Source organism: Sphingopyxis microcysteis, from assembly GCF_012274265.1.
GTDB classification, from domain to species: Bacteria; Pseudomonadota; Alphaproteobacteria; order Sphingomonadales; family Sphingomonadaceae; genus Sphingopyxis; species Sphingopyxis microcysteis.
The window spans coordinates 949,722-971,609 of record NZ_JAANYY010000002.1; the positions used below are offsets into that span (position 1 = coordinate 949,722).

The 21,888-nt window shown below is 63.8% G+C and carries 23 protein-coding genes; 12 read left to right on the plus strand and 11 right to left on the minus strand.

What is annotated here, in order from left to right; genetic code table 11:
- Positions 1–83 precede the first annotated feature (83 nt).
- From G9408_RS16455 to mazG, 8 genes are all read left to right on the plus strand, one after another.
- Positions 84–896, plus strand: a complete 813-nt coding sequence (locus G9408_RS16455) for a D-alanyl-D-alanine carboxypeptidase family protein (RefSeq protein ID WP_235957573.1) — start codon at positions 84–86, stop codon at positions 894–896.
- Positions 897–971: 75 nt separating this feature from the next.
- On the plus strand, positions 972–1,592 hold the full coding sequence (gene tmk / locus G9408_RS04520; protein WP_168452863.1) for a dTMP kinase: 621 nt from the start codon (positions 972–974) through the stop codon (positions 1,590–1,592).
- The gene (locus tag G9408_RS04525; RefSeq protein ID WP_168452864.1) at positions 1,583–2,569 is read left to right on the plus strand and encodes a DNA polymerase III subunit delta'; all 987 of its coding nucleotides are present in this window, start codon (positions 1,583–1,585) and stop codon (positions 2,567–2,569) included. The genes tmk and G9408_RS04525 overlap by 10 nt, the downstream gene beginning before the upstream one ends.
- Positions 2,570–2,607: 38 nt before the next feature.
- The gene (metG, locus tag G9408_RS04530) at positions 2,608–4,185 is read left to right on the plus strand and encodes a methionine--tRNA ligase (RefSeq protein ID WP_168452865.1); all 1,578 of its coding nucleotides are present in this window, start codon (positions 2,608–2,610) and stop codon (positions 4,183–4,185) included.
- A complete protein-coding gene (locus G9408_RS04535; protein WP_168452866.1) occupies positions 4,185–4,961 on the plus strand; it encodes a TatD family hydrolase in 777 nt (258 codons plus the stop codon). Before metG ends, G9408_RS04535 begins: the two co-directional genes overlap by 1 nt.
- A 13-nt stretch (positions 4,962–4,974) precedes the next feature.
- Positions 4,975–5,739 carry an MBL fold metallo-hydrolase gene (locus G9408_RS04540; RefSeq protein WP_168452867.1) on the plus strand — a complete coding sequence of 255 codons (765 nt, stop codon included), beginning with the start codon at positions 4,975–4,977 and terminating at the stop codon, positions 5,737–5,739.
- Positions 5,736–5,912 carry a hypothetical protein gene (locus G9408_RS04545; protein WP_168452868.1) on the plus strand — a complete coding sequence of 59 codons (177 nt, stop codon included), beginning with the start codon at positions 5,736–5,738 and terminating at the stop codon, positions 5,910–5,912. Before G9408_RS04540 ends, G9408_RS04545 begins: the two co-directional genes overlap by 4 nt.
- Positions 5,913–6,033: 121 nt before the next feature.
- Complete coding sequence (gene mazG, locus G9408_RS04550) at positions 6,034–6,810, plus strand: nucleoside triphosphate pyrophosphohydrolase (protein ID WP_168452869.1); 777 nt, start codon at positions 6,034–6,036, stop codon at positions 6,808–6,810.
- On the opposite strand, the gene hflX is transcribed toward mazG, so the two are convergent.
- From hflX to dusB, 7 genes are all read right to left on the minus strand, one after another.
- Positions 6,785–8,125 (minus strand): GTPase HflX, encoded by a 1,341-nt coding sequence (gene hflX, locus G9408_RS04555; protein ID WP_328804414.1) that lies wholly within the window; start codon positions 8,123–8,125, stop codon positions 6,785–6,787. The two genes, mazG and hflX, sit on opposite strands and share 26 nt — an antisense overlap.
- Before the next feature lie 8 nt (positions 8,126–8,133).
- Positions 8,134–8,637 (minus strand): RNA chaperone Hfq, encoded by a 504-nt coding sequence (hfq, locus tag G9408_RS04560; RefSeq protein WP_168452870.1) that lies wholly within the window; start codon positions 8,635–8,637, stop codon positions 8,134–8,136.
- A gap of 116 nt (positions 8,638–8,753) precedes the next feature.
- Complete coding sequence (ntrX, locus tag G9408_RS04565; RefSeq protein ID WP_120216173.1) at positions 8,754–10,133, minus strand: nitrogen assimilation response regulator NtrX; 1,380 nt, start codon at positions 10,131–10,133, stop codon at positions 8,754–8,756.
- Positions 10,123–12,423, minus strand: coding sequence for a sensor histidine kinase (locus G9408_RS04570; RefSeq protein WP_235957469.1), 2,301 nt, complete (start codon positions 12,421–12,423; stop codon positions 10,123–10,125). Before G9408_RS04570 ends, ntrX begins: the two co-directional genes overlap by 11 nt.
- Before the next feature lie 84 nt (positions 12,424–12,507).
- Positions 12,508–13,917, minus strand: a complete 1,410-nt coding sequence (locus G9408_RS04575; RefSeq protein WP_168452872.1) for a sigma 54-interacting transcriptional regulator — start codon at positions 13,915–13,917, stop codon at positions 12,508–12,510.
- Entirely contained in the window at positions 13,914–15,005 is a 1,092-nt protein-coding gene (locus G9408_RS04580; RefSeq protein ID WP_168452873.1) for a two-component system sensor histidine kinase NtrB, read from the minus strand. The genes G9408_RS04575 and G9408_RS04580 overlap by 4 nt, the downstream gene beginning before the upstream one ends.
- Positions 15,002–16,000, minus strand: coding sequence for a tRNA dihydrouridine synthase DusB (gene dusB / locus G9408_RS04585; RefSeq protein ID WP_168452874.1), 999 nt, complete (start codon positions 15,998–16,000; stop codon positions 15,002–15,004). The genes G9408_RS04580 and dusB overlap by 4 nt, the downstream gene beginning before the upstream one ends.
- Positions 16,001–16,095: 95 nt before the next feature.
- Here dusB and G9408_RS04590 point away from each other — a divergent pair, with 95 nt between their 5' ends.
- Entirely contained in the window at positions 16,096–17,274 is a 1,179-nt protein-coding gene (locus tag G9408_RS04590) for a bifunctional 2-C-methyl-D-erythritol 4-phosphate cytidylyltransferase/2-C-methyl-D-erythritol 2,4-cyclodiphosphate synthase (protein ID WP_168452875.1), read from the plus strand.
- Between the two features lie 4 nt (positions 17,275–17,278).
- The gene (locus G9408_RS04595; protein WP_328804384.1) at positions 17,279–17,836 is read left to right on the plus strand and encodes a CinA family protein; all 558 of its coding nucleotides are present in this window, start codon (positions 17,279–17,281) and stop codon (positions 17,834–17,836) included.
- On the opposite strand, the gene G9408_RS04600 is transcribed toward G9408_RS04595, so the two are convergent.
- Both G9408_RS04600 and lipA read right to left on the minus strand, forming a co-directional pair.
- Entirely contained in the window at positions 17,779–18,258 is a 480-nt protein-coding gene (locus tag G9408_RS04600) for a type II toxin-antitoxin system RatA family toxin (RefSeq protein ID WP_168452876.1), read from the minus strand. The genes G9408_RS04595 and G9408_RS04600 overlap by 58 nt on opposite strands.
- Positions 18,259–19,194: a lipoyl synthase gene (lipA, locus tag G9408_RS04605; RefSeq protein ID WP_168452877.1), complete on the minus strand. Its 936-nt coding sequence runs from the start codon at positions 19,192–19,194 to the stop codon at positions 18,259–18,261.
- A gap of 62 nt (positions 19,195–19,256) precedes the next feature.
- Here lipA and G9408_RS04610 point away from each other — a divergent pair, with 62 nt between their 5' ends.
- Both G9408_RS04610 and G9408_RS04615 read left to right on the plus strand, forming a co-directional pair.
- Entirely contained in the window at positions 19,257–19,898 is a 642-nt protein-coding gene (locus G9408_RS04610) for a carbonic anhydrase (protein WP_168452878.1), read from the plus strand.
- 14 nt (positions 19,899–19,912) lie between these two features.
- Complete coding sequence (locus G9408_RS04615) at positions 19,913–20,491, plus strand: hypothetical protein (RefSeq protein ID WP_168452879.1); 579 nt, start codon at positions 19,913–19,915, stop codon at positions 20,489–20,491.
- Between the two features lie 113 nt (positions 20,492–20,604).
- Here the strand turns inward: G9408_RS04615 and G9408_RS04620 are convergent, their stop codons facing one another.
- Positions 20,605–21,177, minus strand: a complete 573-nt coding sequence (locus tag G9408_RS04620) for a DUF1579 domain-containing protein (RefSeq protein ID WP_168452880.1) — start codon at positions 21,175–21,177, stop codon at positions 20,605–20,607.
- 73 nt (positions 21,178–21,250) lie between these two features.
- Entirely contained in the window at positions 21,251–21,694 is a 444-nt protein-coding gene (locus G9408_RS04625; protein ID WP_168452881.1) for a PaaI family thioesterase, read from the minus strand.
- Between the last annotated feature and the right edge of the window lie 194 nt (positions 21,695–21,888).

Below are 21,888 nucleotides of genomic sequence, written 5' to 3' on the forward strand. Positions count from 1 at the left end.
CGCCAGCGGTGGCAGCCGACGGGTCGCAACCCAATAGCGCAGCGGCAACGCGCCCCGCCTACATCACGCAGGCGCCGATCGTGATGCTCAAGGATCTCGATTCAGGCGAAATATTGTTTTCACGCGGTGCGGAAAAACGCTTCGCGCCCGCGTCGATGGCGAAAGTCATGACAGCCTATGTCGTGCTCGACCTGATCAAAAAGGGCGAACTGACGCGCGACAAGCAGTTTACGGTCAGCGAAGCGACCTGGAAGAAATGGCGGGGCAGCAACGGCGGATCGACGATGTTTCTTCGCCCGGGCGAAAAAGTCTCCGTCGACGACCTGCTCAAAGGCCTGATCACCGTATCGGGCAACGACGCTGCCGCCGCACTGGCCGTCGGCATCGATGGCAGCGAGGAAGCTTTCGTAAAAAGAATGAACGCCGTAGCGGTAAAGATTGGTATGGCGTCGAGTAATTTCGGAACGCCAAACGGCTGGCCTGACGGGGGAGTGACCAAGGTCAGCGCCGCCGATCTCATCACGCTTGCCGACCGGCTGATCCGTGATCATCCCGGGGGCTACACCCGCTATTTTTCACTTCCCCGGCTCCAGCACGGTATCTCGCCCGAAGGCAAACCGATCATCCAGGCCAACCGCAATCCCATCCTCGGGCGCGTTCTGGGCGCCGACGGATTGAAGACCGGCCACACCTCGGAAGCCGGCTATTGCCTGCTGGGATCGGCCAAGCGCGATGGTAGGCGGCTGATCATGGTCGTTGCCGGCCTGCCGAGCGACAAAGCGCGCCGCGACGAAGCCGAGCGGCTGATGACTTGGGGTTTCGCCATATCGATGGCCACCAACGAAAGCGGCAAGGGCAAAAAGATCACGAGCGGCGGCGCGCGCGCTGCGCCGTGATGACAAACGCCGTGCTGGCGGCTACCGCCGTGCAATGCACGCGCGCTTCCCATTCGATCCTCGTCGGCTTTCAGCATGACACGCGGGCGCTTTATCACGCTTGAAGGCGGCGAGGGGGTCGGCAAGTCGACGCAAATCGCCGCACTGGCCGAGGCGATTAGGGCGCGCGGCCTCGACGTCGTGGCAACGCGCGAACCCGGCGGCAGCGCGGGTGCCGAAGCGATCCGTTCGCTGTTGATGGAAGGCAGCGACGACCGCTGGGATGCGCGCAGCGAAGCCCTGCTGTTCGCCGCGGCGCGCGCCGACCATGTCGCGCGGACGATCCGTCCGGCCCTGGCCCGCGGCGCGTGGGTGCTGTGTGACCGCTTTGTCGATTCGAGCCGCGCCTATCAGGGCGGCGGCGGCGGCCTGACCGACGCCGACATATTGGCGCTGCACGGTGTCGGATCCGAGGGGTTGATGCCCGACCGCACGTTCCTGCTCACCGTCAGCCCCGCCGAGGCCGCGCGCCGCCTGACGGTCCGTGGCGGCAGCGACCGCATGGGGAGCAAGCCCGCCGAATATCAGGCGCGCCTCGCCGAGCGCTTCGTCGAAATGGCTGGGGCCGAGCCCCAACGCTGGCGGATCGTCGATGCCGATGCCCCCGCCGAACGGGTCACCGCGGCGATCCTCGCGGGGCTGACCGAATGGCTATGATCGGTCATCAGGAAGCCGAAGCCGCCTTTCTCGAAGGCTGGCAGGGCGGCAGGCTGCATCACGCCTGGCTGCTCGCCGGGCCGCAGGGAATGGGGAAGGGGGCTTTTGCCGCCCGCGTCGCACGCTTCCTCGTCACCCACGGCAGCGGCGGCGACGGCCAAGCGATTGGGCTCGATGATCCGGGGGACAGCGCCGCGGGGCGACTGGTCGAGGCGGGCAATCATCCCGAAATCCTGCACCTGACGCGCCAGCTGAAAGACAAGAGCAAGGATCTCGCGCGCAACGTCACGATCGATCAGGTGCGGACCATGATCCGCCGCCTGCATCTGTCGCTGTCGCTGGGCGACTGGCGCGTGATCATCGTCGACGCGATCGACGATCTGGAAACCGACGCCGCCAATGCGCTGCTCAAGACGCTGGAGGAACCGCCGGCAAAAACGCTGTTCCTGCTCGTCAGCCACTCACCGGGACGTTTATTGCCGACGATCCGGTCGCGGTGCAGAACGCTGCGTTTTCAACCCGTTGAGCGTGACGTCATGACTGCATGGCTGCATGATCTGCGTCCGATGCTCGATGTCGCCGAGGTGCGCGCGATCGTCGCCGCATCGGGCGGGGTGCCGGGCAAGGCGCTGGCGCTGATCGACAGCGATGTCGCCGCGATGGAGAAAAAGCTGCTTGCGATCGCCGCGACCGGCGACCCCGAAAACCGGTTGCGCGAGGCGCTGGCGCGCGAGGTCGGCGGCACGAGCAATCGCCCCCGGCTCGAACTGGTGATCGACATCGTCCCCGGGCTGCTCGCGCGGCTGGCGCGCGAACGGTCAGTAGCCGAGATCGCTCCCATCTTGGCGCAATGGGACCGCATCCAACGCACGGTTCGCGATGCGATCCGCGGCTCCTATGACGGCACGATGGTCGGGTTCGAAATCGGCAACTGCCTTGCTGAACTGGCGCCGCGTTCGACGCAACCGGCACGCTGACGCTTTCCCTCGCGCGCGCCAGCGGCTAAGGCGCGGCCATGTCCGAAAACAGCGCCCCTTTCTACATCACCACCGCGATCAGCTACCCCAATGGCCGTCCGCATATCGGCCACGCCTATGAAGCGATTGCCACCGACGTGATGGCGCGGTTCCAGCGCGCCAAGGGCCGCGACGTGCGGCTGATCACCGGCACCGACGAACATGGGCTGAAAATGTTCCAGACGGCGCGTGACCAGGGCCGTGAAACGATCGACCTCGCTGATGAAATGTCATCTTATTTCCGTGAGATGTATGCCAAGCTGAATATCAGCTATGACAATTTCATGCGCACGTCCGACCCAGCGCATCATGCCGCATCGCAAGCGATCTGGCGCGCGATGGAAGCCAATGGCGATCTTTATCTCGACCGCTATGAGGGCTGGTATTCGGTTCGCGACGAAGCCTTCTACGACGAGAGCGAGCTGGTCGACGGGGAAGGGGATGTCCGCTTGTCGCCGCAAGGCACCCCCGTTGAGTGGACGGTCGAAGAAAGCTGGTTCTTCCGCCTGTCGAACTATCAGGACAAATTGCTCGCGCTGTACAACGAGCAGCCCGATTTCATCCGCCCCGAAAGCCGCCGCAACGAAGTGATGCGCTTCGTCGAAGGCGGGCTCAAGGATCTCAGCGTCTCGCGCACCAGCTTCGACTGGGGCGTTCCGGTTCCGGGATCACCCGGGCATGTGATGTATGTGTGGGTCGACGCGCTCACCACCTATCTTTCGGGGCTGGGTTATCCCGATCTCGATGGTGATTTCGGAAAATTCTGGCCCGCCAATATCCACATGATCGGCAAGGATATCGTCCGTTTTCACGCGGTTTACTGGCCGGCTTTCCTGATGAGCGCAGGCCTGCCGCTGCCCAAACAGGTGTTCGGCCACGGCTTCCTGCTGAACCGCGGCGAAAAGATGTCCAAGTCGCTGGGCAATGTCGTCGACCCGATGACGCTCGCCGACACCTTCGGGGTCGATCCGCTGCGCTATTATCTGCTGCGCGAAGTCAGCTTTGGACAGGACGGTACCTATTCGGCCGAGGCAATCGTGCGCACTGCGAACGCCGATCTGGCAAACAGCTTTGGCAATCTGGCGCAGCGCAGCTTATCGATGATTTTCAAGAACTTGAACGGCATTTTGACTGCTGATTACTCGTCGCACGAGGATGATCGCGCACTGCTGTCGATCGTGAACGATGCTTGTCGCAACCTCTTGCCGCGAGAATTTGAACAACTCGCGTTCTCGGTGGGAATTGAGGAGTGGCTTCGTGCCGTGTTCGCCTGCAATCAATATGTCGATGCCCAAGCCCCGTGGGCGCTCCGCAAGACCGACCCCGACCGGATGCGCGCAGTGCTGATGACATTGTTTCAAGTCGTCCGTACGCTCGCGATTGCGATCCGACCGGTAGTGCCTAGTGCAGCCGACACCCTACTCGACCAGATGGGAATCAGCGAAGATGAGCGCAATTTCGCAGCGTTGACTGATGGCGATTGGTTCGTGAACTTAGCTGCTCGCGGATTTGTCGTTGGCCAGCCGACCCCCCTCTTCCCCCGCCTCGACGTGCCGGAAGGGGAAGGGGAGGCGTGATGCTCGTCGATTCGCATTGTCACCTCAATTACAAGGGGCTCGCCGAACAGCAGGGCGAGGTGCTCGACCGCGCTCGCGCGCGCGGCGTGACGGCGATGCTCAACATCGCGACGCGCGAGAGCGAATGGGCCGATGTCCTGGCGGCGGCCGAGGCCAATCCGGACGTGTGGGCCAGTGTCGGCATCCACCCGCACGACGCTGATCATCATCCCGATGTCGATACCGCCAAGCTGATCGAGCGTGCCGCGCACCCGCGCGTGGTTGGCATCGGCGAGACCGGCCTCGACTATTATTACGACAAAAGCGACCGCGTCCGGCAGCAGGACAGCTTCCGCCGCCACATCCACGCGTCGCAGGCAACCGGGCTGCCGATCATCGTCCATACCCGTGACGCCGAAGCGGACACGCTGGCGCTGCTGGGCGAAGAGATGGGCAGGGCGGCGTTTACCGGCGTGATCCATTGCTTCACTGCGAGTGACGATTTCGCGCGCAGGGCGCTCGAACTGGGATTGTTCATTTCGATCTCGGGCATCGTGACGTTCAAGAATGCCGCCGATCTGCAGGCGACCGTCAAATGGCTGCCGCAGGACCGGCTGCTGATCGAAACCGACTCCCCTTTCCTCGCCCCCGTCCCGCACCGCGGCAAGACCGGCGAACCCGCCTTTGTTGCCGATACGCTGGCGTTTCTGGCGACGCTGCGGGGCGAGGATCAGGAGGTGCTGGCCGCGGCAACCAGCGCCAATTTTTACAAGCTTTTCAAAAAGGCGGCGCCGTGACGTCAAGCGCGCTATGAAGGTTCGCATCCTGGGCTGCGGAACGTCGTCAGGCGTACCGCGGATCGGCAACGACTGGGGACAATGCGACCCCGACAATCCGCGCAACCTGCGCAGCCGCGCATCGATCCTGATCTCGCTCGGCGGTTTTCGCCTGCTGGTCGACAGCAGCCCCGACATGCGGCTCCAGCTGCTCGATGCCAAGGTCGGCGTCATCGACGGCATCATCTGGACGCATGAGCATGCCGACCATTGCCATGGTCTCGACGATCTGCGCCAGATCATGCACCTGCGCGGGTCGCAGGTGCCCGCCTATGCGCGCGGCCATGTGCTCGACACGCTCAAATGGCGCTTCACTTACGCCTTTGCAGGAAACGCCGGCTATCCGGCCTTGGTCGATCCGATCGATCTGCTGGATCACCAGTCGATCGGTCCCATCGAGGTGTCGGCGATCGAAATGCCGCACGGGCCGATCAAGGCGAGCGGACTGGTCTTTAGCGATGGTGTCCACAAAATTGGATATGCCACTGATTTTTCGAAATTTAACGACGAGATGGTCGACTTTTTCCAGGGTGTCGATCTGTTCGTAATCGATGCGCTGCGCCGCTATCCACACCCGACGCATCCGCATCTGGCGATGACGCTCGCGGCGCTCGAAAAATGCGGCAATCCGCGCGCGATCATCACTCATATGGACAATACGATGGATTATGACGATCTGGCGGGCGAATTGCCGCCGGGGGTCGAGCCAGGCTATGACGGGCTGGAGGTGCAGCTATGAGCGGTGACACGGGCGTACAGCTGATCTGGTTCGTCGGGGCGTTCGCGCTGGTGATCAGCTCGCTGGTCGCGCGGCGCTTGCCAATGACCGACTGGGTCAAAATGGCGCTGGCGTGGGTAGCGATTTTCGCTTTGGTCTTTCTGGTCATTCGGACGTGGCAGCTCGTCACATGATCGGTAGCGAATAGGCGGCCTGACGATTGCCCGGAAAGCTGCCTGATTCCAACGGCAGGGGGCTTTCTGGCCCCACCATATCGATGTAGATTTAACATAATATATATTATCGGATAATTGCATGCCTGACACGTCGCTCCACTCCCCCATCGATCGCCTGCTGGCCGTGATGGCCAAATTGCGTGATCCCGATGGTGGATGCGAATGGGATCTTGCGCAGAGTTTCGCGACGATCGCACCCTACACGATCGAAGAGGCCTATGAAGTCGCCGATGCCATCGCTGGCGGCGATCCTGCCGCGATTTGCGACGAGCTTGGCGATTTGCTCCTCCAGGTTGTGTTCCACAGCCAGATTGCCGCCGATGCAGGCTTGTTCAACTTCAACGACGTCGCCACCGCGATCGGCGACAAGATGGAGCGGCGCCACCCGCATATCTTTGGTGACGGCAAGACGGAAAACGTCCGCCAGCAATGGGAACAAATCAAGGCCGACGAGCGCGCAGCCGACGGCCCGAAGGGCGCCCTGTCGGGCGTGGCGCTGTCGCTTCCGGCACTCCTGCGCGCCCAAAAGCTCCAGTCGCGCGCTGCCCGCGTCGGTTTCGACTGGCCCGATGCCGAAGGACCGCGCGCCAAGATTGCCGAAGAATTGGAGGAGGTCGCGACCGCCTCCGACGATGCCGCGCGCCACGAGGAGGTCGGCGACCTGCTGTTCGCCGTCGTCAATTATGCAAGCCATCTGGGCGTCGATGCCGAAACGGCGCTGCGCGATGCCAACGCGAAATTCGCGCGCCGCTTTGCCGCCATGGAAGATCGCGCCGGCGGCAGCCTGGCCGGGCTGTCGCTCGACGTGCAGGAAGCCCATTGGCAGGCGGTCAAGGCGTCGGAGCGTCGTCCGTAGGCCAAAGCCGCGCAAATCGCGCGCCATCGGCGGGATCAAGCCGCACGGTCAGCACATGGCCTTCCCCCTGCGGCTCGTCCGCAAGCACTTCACCGCGCGCGTAAAGCCATGCCGCAGCTTCGCCGTCCTGATAGCTCAGGTAAATCCGCTGGATCTTGTGGAGCGCGGTCAGCTGCGCCGCCATCAGCGTGCGCGCGTCTTCGACACCCTCGCCCGTTACGGCCGAGATGACCGCGACGTCAGAACGCCGCGCCGCCATCTCCTCGATCGCGGCGCGTCGCTCGTCGTCTGCGGTGTCGATCTTGTTCCAGATTTCGATCTGGGGGATCGGCGGTGGGGCATCCCCCTCCCCGTCGTCCTGCGGCCCGTTAACGCCCAGCGAGCTCAGGATCGCACAGACATCGTCATATTGGGCTTCGCTGTCGGGGTGGACGATGTCGCGGACGTGGACGATCAGGTCGGCAGTCGTGACCTCTTCGAGCGTCGCGCGGAAGGCCGCGACCAGTTCGGTCGGCAAGTCCGACACAAACCCCACGGTGTCGGACAGGATCGCCTTGTCGATCCCGGGCAGCCGGATTTCGCGCATTGTGGGGTCGAGGGTCGCGAACAACATGTCTTCCGCCATGACGTCACTTCCCGTCAAGCGATTGAAAAACGTCGATTTACCAGCGTTGGTATAGCCAACCAGCGCAACCACCGGCCATGGTGCGCGCTGCCGCTTGGATCGCTGGAGCTGGCGCGTGCGCCGCGCATCGTCGAGCGACCGGCGGATGCGGGCCATGCGGTTGCGGATCATCCGGCGGTCGGCTTCGATCTGCGTTTCGCCGGGACCGCCAAGGAAGCCAAAGCCGCCGCGCTGGCGTTCGAGATGGGTCCAACTGCGCACCAGCCGCCCCGCCTGATAATCGAGGTGCGCGAGTTCGACCTGCAACCGCCCCTCGGCGGTTGCGGCGCGTTCGCCAAAGATTTCGAGGATCAGCCCGGTCCGGTCGATCACCTTGGTGCCAAAGGCCGTTTCCAGATTGCGCTGCTGGATCGGGCTGAGCGCGGCGTCGACCACGACCAGTTGGACGCCGTATTTCTCGATGTCGGGCGTAATCGCTTCGATCTGTCCGACGCCGAGCAAGGTCGCTGCGCGCGTCTGGCGCAGGCGCAAACTGTGGACGGCAACGACGTCGAGCCCGATCGCGAGCGCAAGTCCCCGCGCCTCCTCAGCGCGCGCGTCGAGATCGCGCGCCAGCCGTTGGCTATGCCATTCGGGCACGACCAACAGCGCGGCCGCGCCGCGGGTCACCTCTTCCGGACTGTCGATAATCGAGGCGATCAGGCGTCGTCCGCTTCGCCGTCACCCTCGCCGCTATCGGTCAGGTTGATCGGGCCGTTCGGCTGCACCGTCGAAATCGCGTGCTTGTACACGAGCTGCACCTGACGCTCGCGCTCGAGCAGCATGCAGAACAGATCGAATGCGACGATATCGCCCTGCAGCATCACGCCATTGACCAGGAACATGGTCACCGATTCGTCGGATTTGCGCACCGCATTCAGGAATACGTCCTGCAAAGCCTTGCCCTTGCTCGCGGGCGCATCGCGCAAACTGGGTCCAAGCAACGACAGGTCAAAGTCGTGCGACGGCATCACTGTTGAGATCGCATGCTTATAGACAAGCTGCGACTGGCCGTCGCGGCGCAGCAGCAAGGAAAAATTGTCAAACCAGGTGATGATGCCCTGAAGCTTCACGCCCTTGACGAGGAACATCGTCACCGGCGTCTTGCTCTTGCGCAGGGCGTTGAGAAAAATATCCTGGAGATTCTGGCTCTTATCGGACACATTTGCCTCCTGTTTTTGGCGGTACGACCGCGGGTATGCTCCGGTTTTCCGGCTTTAAGACCTTCTTCTTGCTGTCAATATGCGGCAAAGCCTGCCTCAGGTCTAGCGCAAAGCCTTTACCCCTCGCCGTCCGAACTCTCGGTGAGCCCCAAAAGTTTCAGTTTGCGGTGCAGTGCCGACCTTTCCATGCCGATAAAGGTCGCGGTGCGCGAAATATTGCCCGAAAACCGATTGATCTGGATCCGCAGATATTCGCGCTCGAAATTCTCGCGCGCTTCTTTCAGCGGGATCGCGGTGATCGATTCCGAATTGGGCAGGATGTCGGTGCCGCCGCGCACCAGCTCGCCGGGCAGCATGTCGGCGTCGATGCGCGCCAGCCGGTCGCTCGGCGCCAGAATCATCACGCGTTCAATGACATTGCGCAGCTCGCGGACATTGCCCGGCCATTCATGCGCCTGCAACGCCGCCATCGCTTCCGAACTGATCTCGGGCGGCGGCACGCGGCGGTCGGCGGCGTAGCGGCGGATATAATGGTCGCACAGGCTGGCAATGTCGTCACGCCGTTCGCGCAGCGGCGGGATATGCACCGGCACGACGTTGAGCCGGTAATAGAGATCCTCGCGAAAGCGGCTCTCGGCGATTTCGGTCATCAGGTCGCGCGCCGATCCGGAAATGATCCGCACATCGACGCGGATCATCGTGCGGCCGCCCACGCGCGTAAAGCTCTGGTCGGTCAAGACGCGCAGGATCTTGCCCTGCGTCGTCAGCGGCATGTCAGCGACCTCGTCGAGGAACAAGGTTCCGCCATGCGCCTGTTCGAGCAACCCGACACGGATCGCCCCGTCGTCGCCTTCGGCGCCGAACAATTCGGTTTCGACGGTCTCCGGATCCATGCGCGCCGATGAAATGACCCGGAACGGCGCATTGTGGCGGCCGCTCCACCCGTGCAGCACACGCGCGGCGACTTCTTTCCCGACCCCTGCCGCGCCGGTGATCAGCACCCGGCTGCCGGTGCCCGCCACGCGCTTCAGCGTCGCGCGGACATTGTTGATCGCCGCGCTGGTTCCGGTGAGCTCGTCCGACGGCCCCGCCTTTTCGCGCAGCTGCTCATATTCGAACTTCAGCCGTTCGCTCTCGGTCGCGCGCGCGACCAGATGGAGCAAACGCGAGGCTTCGAACGGCTTTTCGATGAAATCATAGGCGCCGCGGCGAATGGCTGCGACGGCGGTGTCGAGCCCGCCATGGCCCGAAATGACGATGATCGGCAGCGTCGGGTCGAAATCCTTGATCGCCTCGACCAGGCCCAGGCCGTCGAGCCGCGAGCCCTGCAACCATACGTCGATCAGCGCGAGCGACGGTCGCCGCTGGCGGATCGCTTCGAGAGCGGAGTCGCTGTCCGAGGCGATGCGCGCCTCATAACCTTCGTCTTCCATGACGCCGGCGACCAGATCACAAATGTCGCGCTCGTCGTCGACGATCAGAATATCAAGCGCCATGTTCTTCTCTGTCCTGTCGGTTGCGGATCCGCCCCGGGACCGATTCTGCGTACCCCATGCTTGTTTCTTCGCCCTTGCCTTCCAATCCGCGCAGCCGGTCGGGATGGAGCGTCAGCGTGACGCACGTCCCCTGCCCTGCCGGATTGTCGGAAAATTCCAGTTCGCCATAATGTTGCTCGACGATCTTCTTAACGATGGCGAGCCCCAGCCCGGTCCCGCCCTGGCGGGTCGTCATATAGGGCTCGGCAATTGCTTCGCGGGCCTGCGGCAGCCCTATGCCGTCGTCCGATATCCGAATGATCAATTCACCGCGCGGCCCCATGTCAAGCGCCGCGTCGACATGTCCGCTTGGGGTCGAATCGGAGCTTTTTAGCCGTTCTTCAATGGCTTCTACCGCATTCTTGACAATATTTGTCATTGCCTGCGACAACAGGCGGCGGTCGCAAACCAGCGGCTCGATCTCGTCCGCGGTTTGGATCGTAAACGTGATCTCGGGCTTCGCGACCTCGAACAGAAAGACCGACTGGCGCAAAATATCGCGGACGTCCTCGACCCCGAAGGTCGGCTTGGGCATGCGGGCGAAGCTCGAAAACTCGTCGACCATCCGCCGCATGTCGTGAACCTGGCGGATCACCGTATCGGTCAACTTTTTGAAGGTAGCGCTGTCGCCTTCGACCTTGTCGCCGAAGCGGCGCTGGAGCCGTTCGGCGGCGAGCTGGATGGGGGTGAGCGGGTTCTTGATCTCGTGCGCGATGCGCCGTGCAACGTCGGACCAGGCGGCGCGGCGCTGATCGAGCAATTGCTGGGTAATATCTTCAAAACTAAGGACAAAGCCGTCGCCCTGCGCAACCGCCTTGGCGGCCAGCGTCGCGGGCTCGGCATCGGGACGGGCGAGTTGCACGATCGCCTCATGTTCGTCGCCGGTCAGCAATTGCGCCAATTCGGGCGCGACCTCGGCCAAAGGCCGTCCGGTCAAACAGTCGGTCGACTGACAGATCAGACGTTCCGCAGCGGCGTTGGCGAGCTGGATCCGGTGGTCGGCATCGACCGAAATCACCGCCGACGACACTCCGCTGAGCACCGCTTCGATGAAGCTGCGGCGCGCCTCGAGCTGTTCGTTGACGCTAACCAGAGCGCCGGTCTGGCCTTCCAACTGTTCGGTCATGCGGTTGAAGGCGCGGGTCAGCACCGAAATCTCGTCATCGCGTGCAGGCGGCGTCACACGAACCGACAGATCGCCCCCCGCCGCCGTGCGCGTCGCGCCGATGAGCGTACCGAGCGGGCGGACGATGCGGTCCGCGACGACGATTGCGGCGATGACCGCCAACGCGAGGAGGAGCAACGAACCGAGGTAAAGGGCGCCGTTGAACTGCAGCTGCAAGAGCTGCGAGCGCTCGAACAAGCCGTTATAGTCTGCCAACACCGTGCTGGCGCGTTCCGACTGTTGAAAACCGGGTACATTCGCATCACGCGATGCGTACACAAATGCGCCGTCTCGACCAGGGAGACGCGCTGCGGCCTCCACCCGATCAGCCTGCCGGACGACAACGACGTCTTCACCCGCCGAGAGCCTGTTCCTCATCGTCGGCGTCAATCGACTCTCGGCCACGCGATCGTCAGGGCTGACCGCCGCGGCGGTGCGCGCCACGCCATCTTTTCCAATTTCGATAATGGCTGACTCGTTGAGGCTTCGGACCACAACTTGCTGGAAATAATAGTTTGAGAAATCGGGATCATCGATCCGCACCCGCGTCAGAAGATTGCCGAGATCCTCAGCCATTTTTGCCGTGTTCGCGCCAACCTCACGCTGATTTTCCTGATAATATCCCTCGGCGAGGTTCGCCGCATTCTCAAACATGCCGCGTGAGCGATCCGAGAACCAGAAATCGACGCCGAACTGGAAAAGTAGCGACGCGAAAATCACGACAAGCAATGTCGGCGTAGCCGCGATCAGCGAAAACAAGGCCACGAGCCGGACGTGCAGGCGGCCATTGCCCCCCTCCATCGATCGCACCGCGCGCGCCCGCGCGATGCGGCTGCCAATCAGCACGATCAGCGCCATCGCGGGCACCAGATTGGCGACCATGATCGCCGCGACCAGCGCCGGCGTCAGCAGCCGTTCGCTCTGCGCGTCGCCGGTGACGAAGACATAGGTCGCGATGCCGATGCTGACGATCAGCGCCAGCGTGTAATATTCGGGCGCGGCGAAGCGCCAGAAGCCCGAGCGCGCTTCCTCCTCCGCGAGATCATGATCGTGAGTCAGGGGTGCCGCATGCGCCATTGTTGCCATGCTACGACAAACCTGTTGCATAGAAAACACACAAACTGCGCTCGGGCAGGCTGAATGACGCTATTATGAACTAGTTCGGCGCCATCACAGCTGGTTTGGGTCGATGTCGAGCTGACCCAAGCGCTTGCGCAATGTGTTGCGGTTGATCCCCAGCCGCCGCGCCGCCTCGAGCTGATTGCCGCGCACCTCGCGCAGGATGCGGCGGAACAGAGCGGCCTCGACGATCGCCTCCAGCTGGCCGTGCAGATCGCCTTCGCTGGCGCCGCTCGCCATCTGCTCGCGCGCCCAATCGTCGACCGCCCGGGCGATCAGGTCGGCGGGCGCGACCACGCCGCCGCTCTCGCCATTCTCGTGCAGCACCGTTTCGACATCACGCTCGGTGACGACGGTGTCGCGCGACAGCACGGCAAGACGCTGAACGACATTGCCAAGTTCCCTGACATTGCCCGGCCAGTCATGGCGTTCGAGCCACTGCATCGCGGCGGGCGAAAACTGGCGGTCGGGCAGCCCAGAGCTGCGCCCCGCGTCGACAAAATGGCGGACGAGCGCCGCGATGTCGCTGCGCCGGTCGCGCAGCGGCGGCAGCGTGACCGGGATGACGTTGAGGCGGTAGAAGAGATCCTCGCGGAACCGGCCATCGGCGACGAGCGTCCGCATGTCGCGATGCGTGGCGGCAATGACGCGGACATCGGCGCGCAGCGCCTGATTGCCGCCGACGGTCGAATATTCGTTGCTTTGCAGGACGCGAAGCAGCCGCGTCTGTGCCTCGAGCGGCATGTCGCCGATTTCGTCGAGGAACAGCGTACCGCCCGCCGCTTGCTCGAACCGCCCCGCATTGCGGCTGTGCGCGCCGGTGAAGGCGCCCTTTTCGTGGCCGAACAGCTCGGCCTCGATCAGTTCGCGCGGGATGGCGGCCATGTTGATCGCCACGAACGGGCCCGACCGGCGCAGCCCCGTGGCGTGGATCGCGCGCGCCACGACTTCCTTGCCGGTCCCCGATTCGCCGAGGATCAGCACCGCGAGATCGTTCGATGCGAGGCGCGCGATGGTGCGGTACACCGCCTGCATCGCGGGCGCGCGCCCGACCAGCCCATGGCTGTCGGCCTGCGCCGGGTCGGCACTCGTCGCCGGTTCGGCGCGGCGTTGCAGCGCGGCGCGGACGCTCGCGGTCAATTCGTCGAGGTCGAACGGCTTGGGCAGATAGTCGTAGCTGCCGATCCCGGTCGCGCGCACCGCCGTGTCGAGCGTATTTTGCGCCGACAGGACGATGACCGGTATCGCCGCATCGATGCGCAGCGAATCGATGCCGTCGCCATCGGGCAGGACGACGTCGGTGATGACCAGATCGGGGCGGTTGCCCGTCAGCCAGGCGTTGCGCTCGGCAATGCTGGCGACCGATGCGAAATGTCCGCATTCGCCAAGCAAAGTTTCGCGAATGATCATCGCGATCGCGGGATCATCTTCGACCAGCAGGATCGTCTTGGCGGTGCTCATGCAGGGCGGGCCTTTTGCGCGACCGGCAAATGAACGCGAAAGCGCGTCCAGTCGCCGTCGCGCATGTGCTGGACGGTGCCGCCCATATCGCGCGCCAATTTGGCCACGAGCGCGAGCCCCAGCCCCCGCCCCTCGCGCTTCGTCGTCACGAACGGATCGAACAGGTCGCCGCGAATATCGGCTGGAACCCCCGGGCCATTGTCGCTGACGCTGACCTCGATCGGCAGTGCGATGCGTCCGCGCCCGTCGCCATTGTCGATCGACAGCCCGTGACGATAGGCGGTGGCGATCCGCACCACGCCGTCGTCGCGCCCACCCAGCGCTTCGCAGCCATTGGTGACCAGGTTGAGCAATATCTGCACCATGGCGTCATGGTTGCCGTGCACCAGCGGCAAGGACGGGTCGAAATCCTCGGCAAAGCGCACGCCCGGAAACTGGCGCGCGCGCGCGGTTTCCATCGCCTGGTGGATCGGCTGGTACAGGTTGATCGCGGCGCAGGCGATCGGCTGCCCGCGCGAAAAATGCTCCATCTGATCGATCAGCGTCGCGATCCGGTCGACTTCGGCGCAGATCAGCGTCGTAAAGCGTTCGCCGCTGGCGTCGGTCTTGCGCGCCAGCAATTGCGCCGCGCCCTTTATCCCCGCGAGCGGATTCTTGATTTCGTGCGCCAGCATCGATGCAGCGCCGCCGGCGGCGCGTCCCGACCGTCCAATCGCGCCGCCCATCAGTTCGGCATCGCTGTGGGCCGGAATCAGCGCCAGGATGCGGTGGCCGCTCTGGCCATAAGGCACCATCTGCATGTCGACATAAATCGCCTTGCGCCCACCCACCGAAATTTCGGCGCGATGCGCGAACAGCGCCGACGTCGCGGCGTCGCTCATTCGCTGGCGATAGCTGCGGTCCATGTCGATCACGTCATAGACCACGCGGCCGACCATCGCCGACCGGCTCATATTGCACATTTGCTCGGCGGCGGCGTTGACGAACAGAACGACGGCACCCTTGTCGATCAGCAGGGTGGGAACGGGGTGCGAGTGGATCAGCTCGTCATGGTCGAAACGCGGGATGCTCGACGTGAGCGTGGTCACGCGGCGGCCTTGGTCAGGAAAGGCGCATAGAAGCGTTCGAGCGCGTCGAGCACGTCACGGCTGCTCGGGATCTGGTTGACCATGTTGCGAAACTCGGCCGATCCGTGCAGCCCCTTGACGTACCAGCCGAGGTGCTTGCGCGCCATATTGACCCCGGTGATCTCGCCATAATGGTCGATCATCGCGCGGTAGTGCGATGTAATGACGTCATATTGTTCGTCGATGCCGGGGTCGGGACGCTCGCCCTCGCCGCGCAGCGCCGCCATCACCTGACCCAGCAGCCACGGGCGACCATAGGCGCCGCGACCGATCATCACCCCGTCGGCGCCGCTTTGCGCCAGCGCCGTCCTGGCGTCATCGGCCGAGCAGATGTCGCCATTGACGATAACCGGGATCGACACCGCATCCTTGACTGAGCGGACAAAAGCCCAGTCGGCCTCGCCGCGATACATCTGGTTGCGGGTGCGGCCGTGCACCGTCACCAGCTTGGCGCCCAGATCCTCGGCAATATGCGCCAGTTCGGGCGCGTTCAGGCTGTCGTGGCACCACCCCATGCGCATCTTGACCGTCACCGGGACCGACACCGCCTTCACGCAACTGTCGATCAGCGCCGCAGCGAGCTTCAGGTCGCGCATCAGCGCCGATCCGGCATCGCCGTTGGTGACCTTGCGCACCGGACAGCCCATGTTGATGTCGATGATCGACGCGCCGCGGTCCTCGTTGAGCTTCGCCGCCTCGCCCATTTCATAGGGGGTGCACCCGACAAGCTGCATCGAAACCGGCTCTTCGACCGGATCCCAGGCGGCTTTCTGGATCGACTGGCGCGTTTCGCGGATCGCGGCCTGACTCGCGATCATCTCGGTGACGTTGAGCCCCGAACCATAATAGCGCACCAGCTTGCGGAACGGCAGGTCGGTGACGCCCGTCATCGGCGCAAGGATCACGGGATCCGCGATGGTGATGTTGCCGATCTGGATGGGCCGCAGCGGCGCCATGGCGGGAGCTTTCTCGAAATTGCCTAAAATTTGAGCAGCCCGTACACGCTAAGCCGCTTTCCCGCAAGCCGCCGCTGCGCTAACCGGCGCGCAACATGACTGAGTCCGCTCCCTTCGCCACGCCGCGCGCGATGGCCATATTGCTCGCGGGCGGTCGAGGGAGCCGCGCCGGTTTCGTGATCCCCAAGCAGCTTGCGATGCTCGGCGACAGGCCGGTCTTGCGCTGGAGCCTCGACGCCCTTGCTGACCACCCTGCAATCGCTGGCGGCGTTGTCGTGGGCAATGATGACGTCATGGCGGCGCTTGGTACGCTGCCGGATGGCTGGATTTCCGCCGATCCCGGAGAAGAACGGCAACAATCGGTCGCCAGCGCGCTGGCCGCGATGGCCCACTGCGACGACGCGGTGCGGGTGCTGGTTCACGACGCGGCGCGGCCCGGCGTGACCGCCGACGTCATCGATCGGCTGCTTGCGGCGCTCGATGTCGCCAACGCTGCAATTCCGACGCTGCCGGTTCCCGATACCCTCGTCGAGCACGCGGGGGGCAAAGCTGGTGACGTCGTCGATCGCGCCGCGCTGGCGCGCGTTCAGACCCCGCAGGCGTTTCATCTTGGGACATTGCGCCGCGCCCACGTCGCAACGGTCGAGGCGGCGGCGACCGATGATGCGCAGTTGGTGCGGCGCCTGGGGCTTTCCGTCGCAACCGTCGCGGGCGACGCGCGGCTCCACAAACTGACTTATGCCGAAGATATGGCAATCCTGTCGGGATTGTTGGGGATTGAGACCATGACACGAACCGCCGTCGGAATGGGATATGACGTCCACCGGCTTGTTGCCGGTAAGCCGCTGTGGATCGGCGGCATAGAAATCGCGCATAGTCATGGGCTTGAAGGCCATAGTGACGCCGATGTCGGACTTCATGCGTTGACCGATGCGATCCTCGGCGCGCTCGGCGACGGCGACATCGGCGATCATTTCCCGCCCAGCGATCCGCAATGGCGCGGCGCCGCCTCGCACCGCTTCCTGTCCTTTGCCGCGGCGCGCGTTGCGGCGCGTTCGGGCCGGATTGACCATGTCGATCTCACCATCATCGCCGAAGCGCCGAAGATTGGCCCGCACCGCGCCGCGATGCGCGCGCGGATTGCCGAAATCCTTGCGATTCCGGTCGAACGGGTTAGTGCGAAGGCAACAACGACAGAGCGGCTGGGGTTCACCGGTCGCCGCGAAGGGATAGCTGCCCAAGCCGTCGCGACCCTGCGACTTCCGGAGAATTGATACCGTGTTGCCAGACCCTGAATCGCGCCTTTTCGCGCGCGACGAGCTCGCGACCAGCGTGCTCGCCAACAATCGCGCGGCGGGGCGCAAGGTGGCGGTGGCCGAAAGCTGCACCGGCGGCATGGTCAGCGCCGCGCTGACCGACATCGCGGGCAGTTCGGACGTGTTTTCTGCCGGCTTCATCACCTATTCGGGCCATGCCAAGCAAAGCCAGCTCGACGTCAGCAGCGAAATCCTCGAAACCTTCGGCGAAGTGTCGCTGGCGACGGCGTGGGCGATGGCGAGCGGCGCGCTCGCCAATAGCGACGCCGATATTGCCGTAGCGATCACCGGAATTGCCGGCCCGGGCGGCGGATCGGAAAAGAAGCCCGTCGGGCTGGTCGTTTTCGCCCGCGCGCTGCGCGGTCAGGATCCCGACGATTATTTCACCCAGCGGGTACAGTTCGAATCGACCGACCGCGCCGCGATCCGCCATGCGGCCACGCTGTTCGCGCTCGACCTGCTTCAGCCCGAAAGGGACGCGCTGCGCCCGTCGGAGGACATCGCCCTCCCCGCGCCGTAAAGGTCATCGGCGCGCGTCTCGAACGCCGCGATCATCTTCCGGAGCGCCTTGTCGAACATCTGGCCCGCCAGCGCTTCGAACATGCGGCTACGAAACGCAAAATCGACCATGAAATCGACGCGGCATCCACCGTCTTCGGTCGGCGTGAAATGCCATTCATTGTTCAAGTGGCGCATCGGCCCGTCGATATAGCTCACGGTCACTTCGCGCGGCCGTTCCTTGTGGACGCGGCACGAAAAGCTTTCGCGCAGCCCCTTGAACCCGACGATCATGTCGGCGACCGCTTCATGCTCGCTGTCGCTGCGAAGGCGCAGCGCGATCACCCACGGCAGGAATTCGGGATAGCGCTCGATGTCCGTGACGAGCGCGAACATCTGCTCGTCGCTATACGGCAGAACGCGGGTTTCATGGTGCCTTGGCAATCAGTCCGCCTTGGTTCGGGCCAATTGCGCTTCGCGGGCAGCGCGCATCCGCTCGAAATCATCCCCGGCGTGATAGCTGGAGCGCGTCAGCGGCGACGAGGCGACCTGAAGAAAGCCCTTCGCGCGCGCAATTTGCGCATAGGCATCGAACGCCTGCGGCGTCACGAAGTCGATGACCTTGGCGTGCTTCGGCGTCGGCTGGAGATATTGGCCCATCGTCATGAAATCGATGTCGGCGCTGCGCATGTCGTCCATCACCTGATGCACTTCCATCCGCTGCTCGCCGAGCCCCAGCATGATGCCCGATTTGGTAAAGATCGACGGATCGCGGCGCTTGACGCTCTCGAGAAGGCGCAGCGACGCATAATAGCGCGCGCCGGGACGGATCGTCGGATAGAGCCGCGGGACGGTTTCGAGATTGTGATTATAGACGTCGGGCCGCGCATCGACGATCGCCGCAACTGCGCTTTCGGGCTTGTTGCGGAAATCGGGCGTCAGAATCTCTATCGTCGTCTGCGGCGTTTCGCGGCGTAGCGCGTTGATGACCTTCACGAACTGGCTGGCGCCGCCGTCGGGCAGGTCATCACGGTCGACCGAGGTAATGACGATGTGGCTCAGCCCCATCTTCGCCGCGGCGATCGCCGTATGCTCGGGCTCGAACGGATCGACCGCCCGCGGCATCCCGGTCTTGACGTTACAGAAAGCACAGGCACGCGTGCAGGTATCGCCCAGGATCATCACCGTCGCATGCTTCTTGGTCCAGCATTCGCCGATGTTCGGGCACGCCGCCTCTTCGCACACGGTGTGCAGGTTGAGCTCACGCATCAGCTTGCGCGTTTCGGCATAGCCGGGGCTGGTCGGCGCCTTGACGCGGATCCAGTCGGGCTTGCGCGAGCGTTGGCTGGCAGTCGAAACGGGCTGTGCGGGAGCGGTCATGCCGCCCACATAGTCGCGCGCGCGCCTCTTCTCAACCTCTCTACCTATGCTAAGGCGAGTCCATGACTCACTTTACCGACATGATCGAGGGATACCGCCGTTTCCGTAACGGCGGCTGGCAACAACAGCGCGACCGCTGGGACGAACTGGCCGAAGGCCAGTCGCCCAAGGTGATGGTGATCGCCTGTTCCGACAGCCGCGTCGAACCGTCGCAGATTTTCGATACCAATCCGGGCGAAATCTTTGTCGTGCGCAACGTCGCCGCTCTGGTCCCGCCCTTCGAAACGACGCCGGGCCGTCACGGCGTGTCGGCGGCGCTCGAATTCGCCGTCCAGTTCCTGAAGGTCGAGGAAATCGTCGTGATGGGCCACGGCCTCTGCGGCGGGTGCCACGCCGCGCTTCACAAATCTATGGCGGGCGCCGAGCCGGGCCGCGGCGGCTTCATCGCCGACTGGATCGCGCTGCTCGACGATGCCAGCGAACAGGTGCGCCACGATCATACCGACATCGACAACCGCGAAGCGGGCCGCGCGATGGAACTGGCCGCGGTGCGCGTCAGCATCGACAATCTCCGCACCTTCCCCTGCATCCAGGAAAAGGAACGGCGCGGCACCTTGCGGCTGCGCGGCGCCTTTTTCGCGATCAGCGACGGAGTGCTGCACCTTATGGACGATGCGACGCGGGAGTTTCTGCCTGCCGCCTGAAACAGGAGCGCGATATGAGCAAGAATGCGATGTGGTTGACGCTGATTTTTGCGGCGGCGATCATCGGGGCGTTCATGGGGCCGTCGCTGGCCAGCGTGCTGGCACCCGAAACCCTGCTCATCCTGTCGGTGCTGCTGATCGGGGGCGTTGTCATCTTCTGCTTTTGGGCGTTGTCGAGCAATAAGGGCGGCGCGAAGGCCGATACCGCAGCGATCGCCGATGCGCGAACGATGCAAGCGCCTGCCGGCCAGGCACGAATCTACGTGGTGCGCCGGGGCTTTGTTGCGGCGTTGCAAGGGATGGACGTTACGCTCGACGGCGCGGCGAAGGGTCAGATCAAGTCGGGCCAGATGCTGATGGCCGACGTCGCGCCGGGCATGCATCATTTGCATATCGCCACCGCCAAGGCGAAGCTGGCGCACCCCGCCGAGTTCGACATCGAAGTCGGGGCGGGCGGGGTCGTCGTGATCGGCGCGATGATCGAAATGGGGGCGCTGAAGGGCAGCATCAAGCTCGAACGCCTCGACGCCGCCAAGGCGCGCGAAGATGTCCATGCGACCAAATTGATCTTGTGGGAGGTGCCGCCCGCCTGACCTTCGTCTCGGCGTCATTGCGAGCGAAGCGAAGCAATCCAGTGCGGGTTTACGTAGGCTCTGGATTGCCGCGTCGCTTCGCTCCTCGCAATGACGAGAATGAAATGTCCCTGTTACGGTTTCGCCGTGACAAACCCCGCCGCGGGCCAATCGGTGTCGCCGGTCCGCGCAACCTCCAGCTTGGCGAACTCGACCGGCGGCATGCCAGCGCCGATGTAGCTGCCGACTTCGGTCCATTTGCCGTCGGCGACTGTCGCGACATATTTGATCGTGGCGCCGTTCGGGACGGGGATGCTCCATTCAAAGCCTGTGTCGGTCACCGCAAAAGGGAATTTCCCGGTGCGACCGTCGGTCCAGCTGTTCATGGCATATTGATCGGTCGCGGCGTCGTACGAAATCACCGCAAAGGCATTGAAGGCAAGCTTGCCCGCCTCGTCATAACCGCGCCCCTCGATCACCAGCGCGGTGCCGTCCAGCATCGGCCCGGCGCGTTCGGTCTGCACCAGCTTGATCGTGCCGCCCGGCGACGTGATCGTCGCGGTCCCGCGCCACTCGCCGTGCAGCTTCGCCAATCGGGCGATCGCGGCCTTTTGTTCGGCGATGACCGCAGGATCGGTCCGCATCTGCGCCTGCGCGGGCAAGACGGCAACCGACAGCAAGGCTGCGGCAACAAGAGCAATTCGCATGATATCCCTCCCCAATTGTGTTATCGCTATAACACAGCGCATGGCCGAGGAGAATAGGCGTTCAAGCGGCGATCTAGGGAATGGCGTAAGTCACATTTGCCTGCCCGACCGGCTTTTCTGGGTCGTCGGTCCAGATCCGGACGTCCATCACCGCGAGCCGTTTCCCAAGCCGCAACATATGCGCATCGGCGAACAGCGGCCCCGGCCGGCACGGACGCAGGAACTGGTAATTGAGCGCGCTCGTCACCGCCATCGCGACCGGACCGATATGCGCCAGAACGAGCGCGTAGGCCGCCATATCGGCAAAGCCCATCTGCGTGGGTCCGGAAATCAGGCCACCGGGGCGCAAAGCGTTTTCATTCGGGTCCATCCGCGCCTGGATATGCCCAGGCGCCGCCGACACGACGGTGCCGCGTGAACCCGGCGCCGAATTGGGAAAGGCGTCCGCCATGAAAGCGTTGAGCGCGTCGGCGTCCAGCCGGATCGCGCTCGACGAGATTGGTATCGATTGTGACATAGCAACGCGATACGCGATGGTTGGCGAGCGCGTAAAGTCCGTTACGCATGGTGGGTCAACAGAACGCCGATGCAGTGCCCCCATCAAATGCGATGACAGCGCGCGTTCCCAGCGAAATATCGAACCGGATCGGAATCAATCGAGCTTGAAAATGGCTGTGGTTAGATTGAGCCTCCGAACGACTGCGTAGCTGC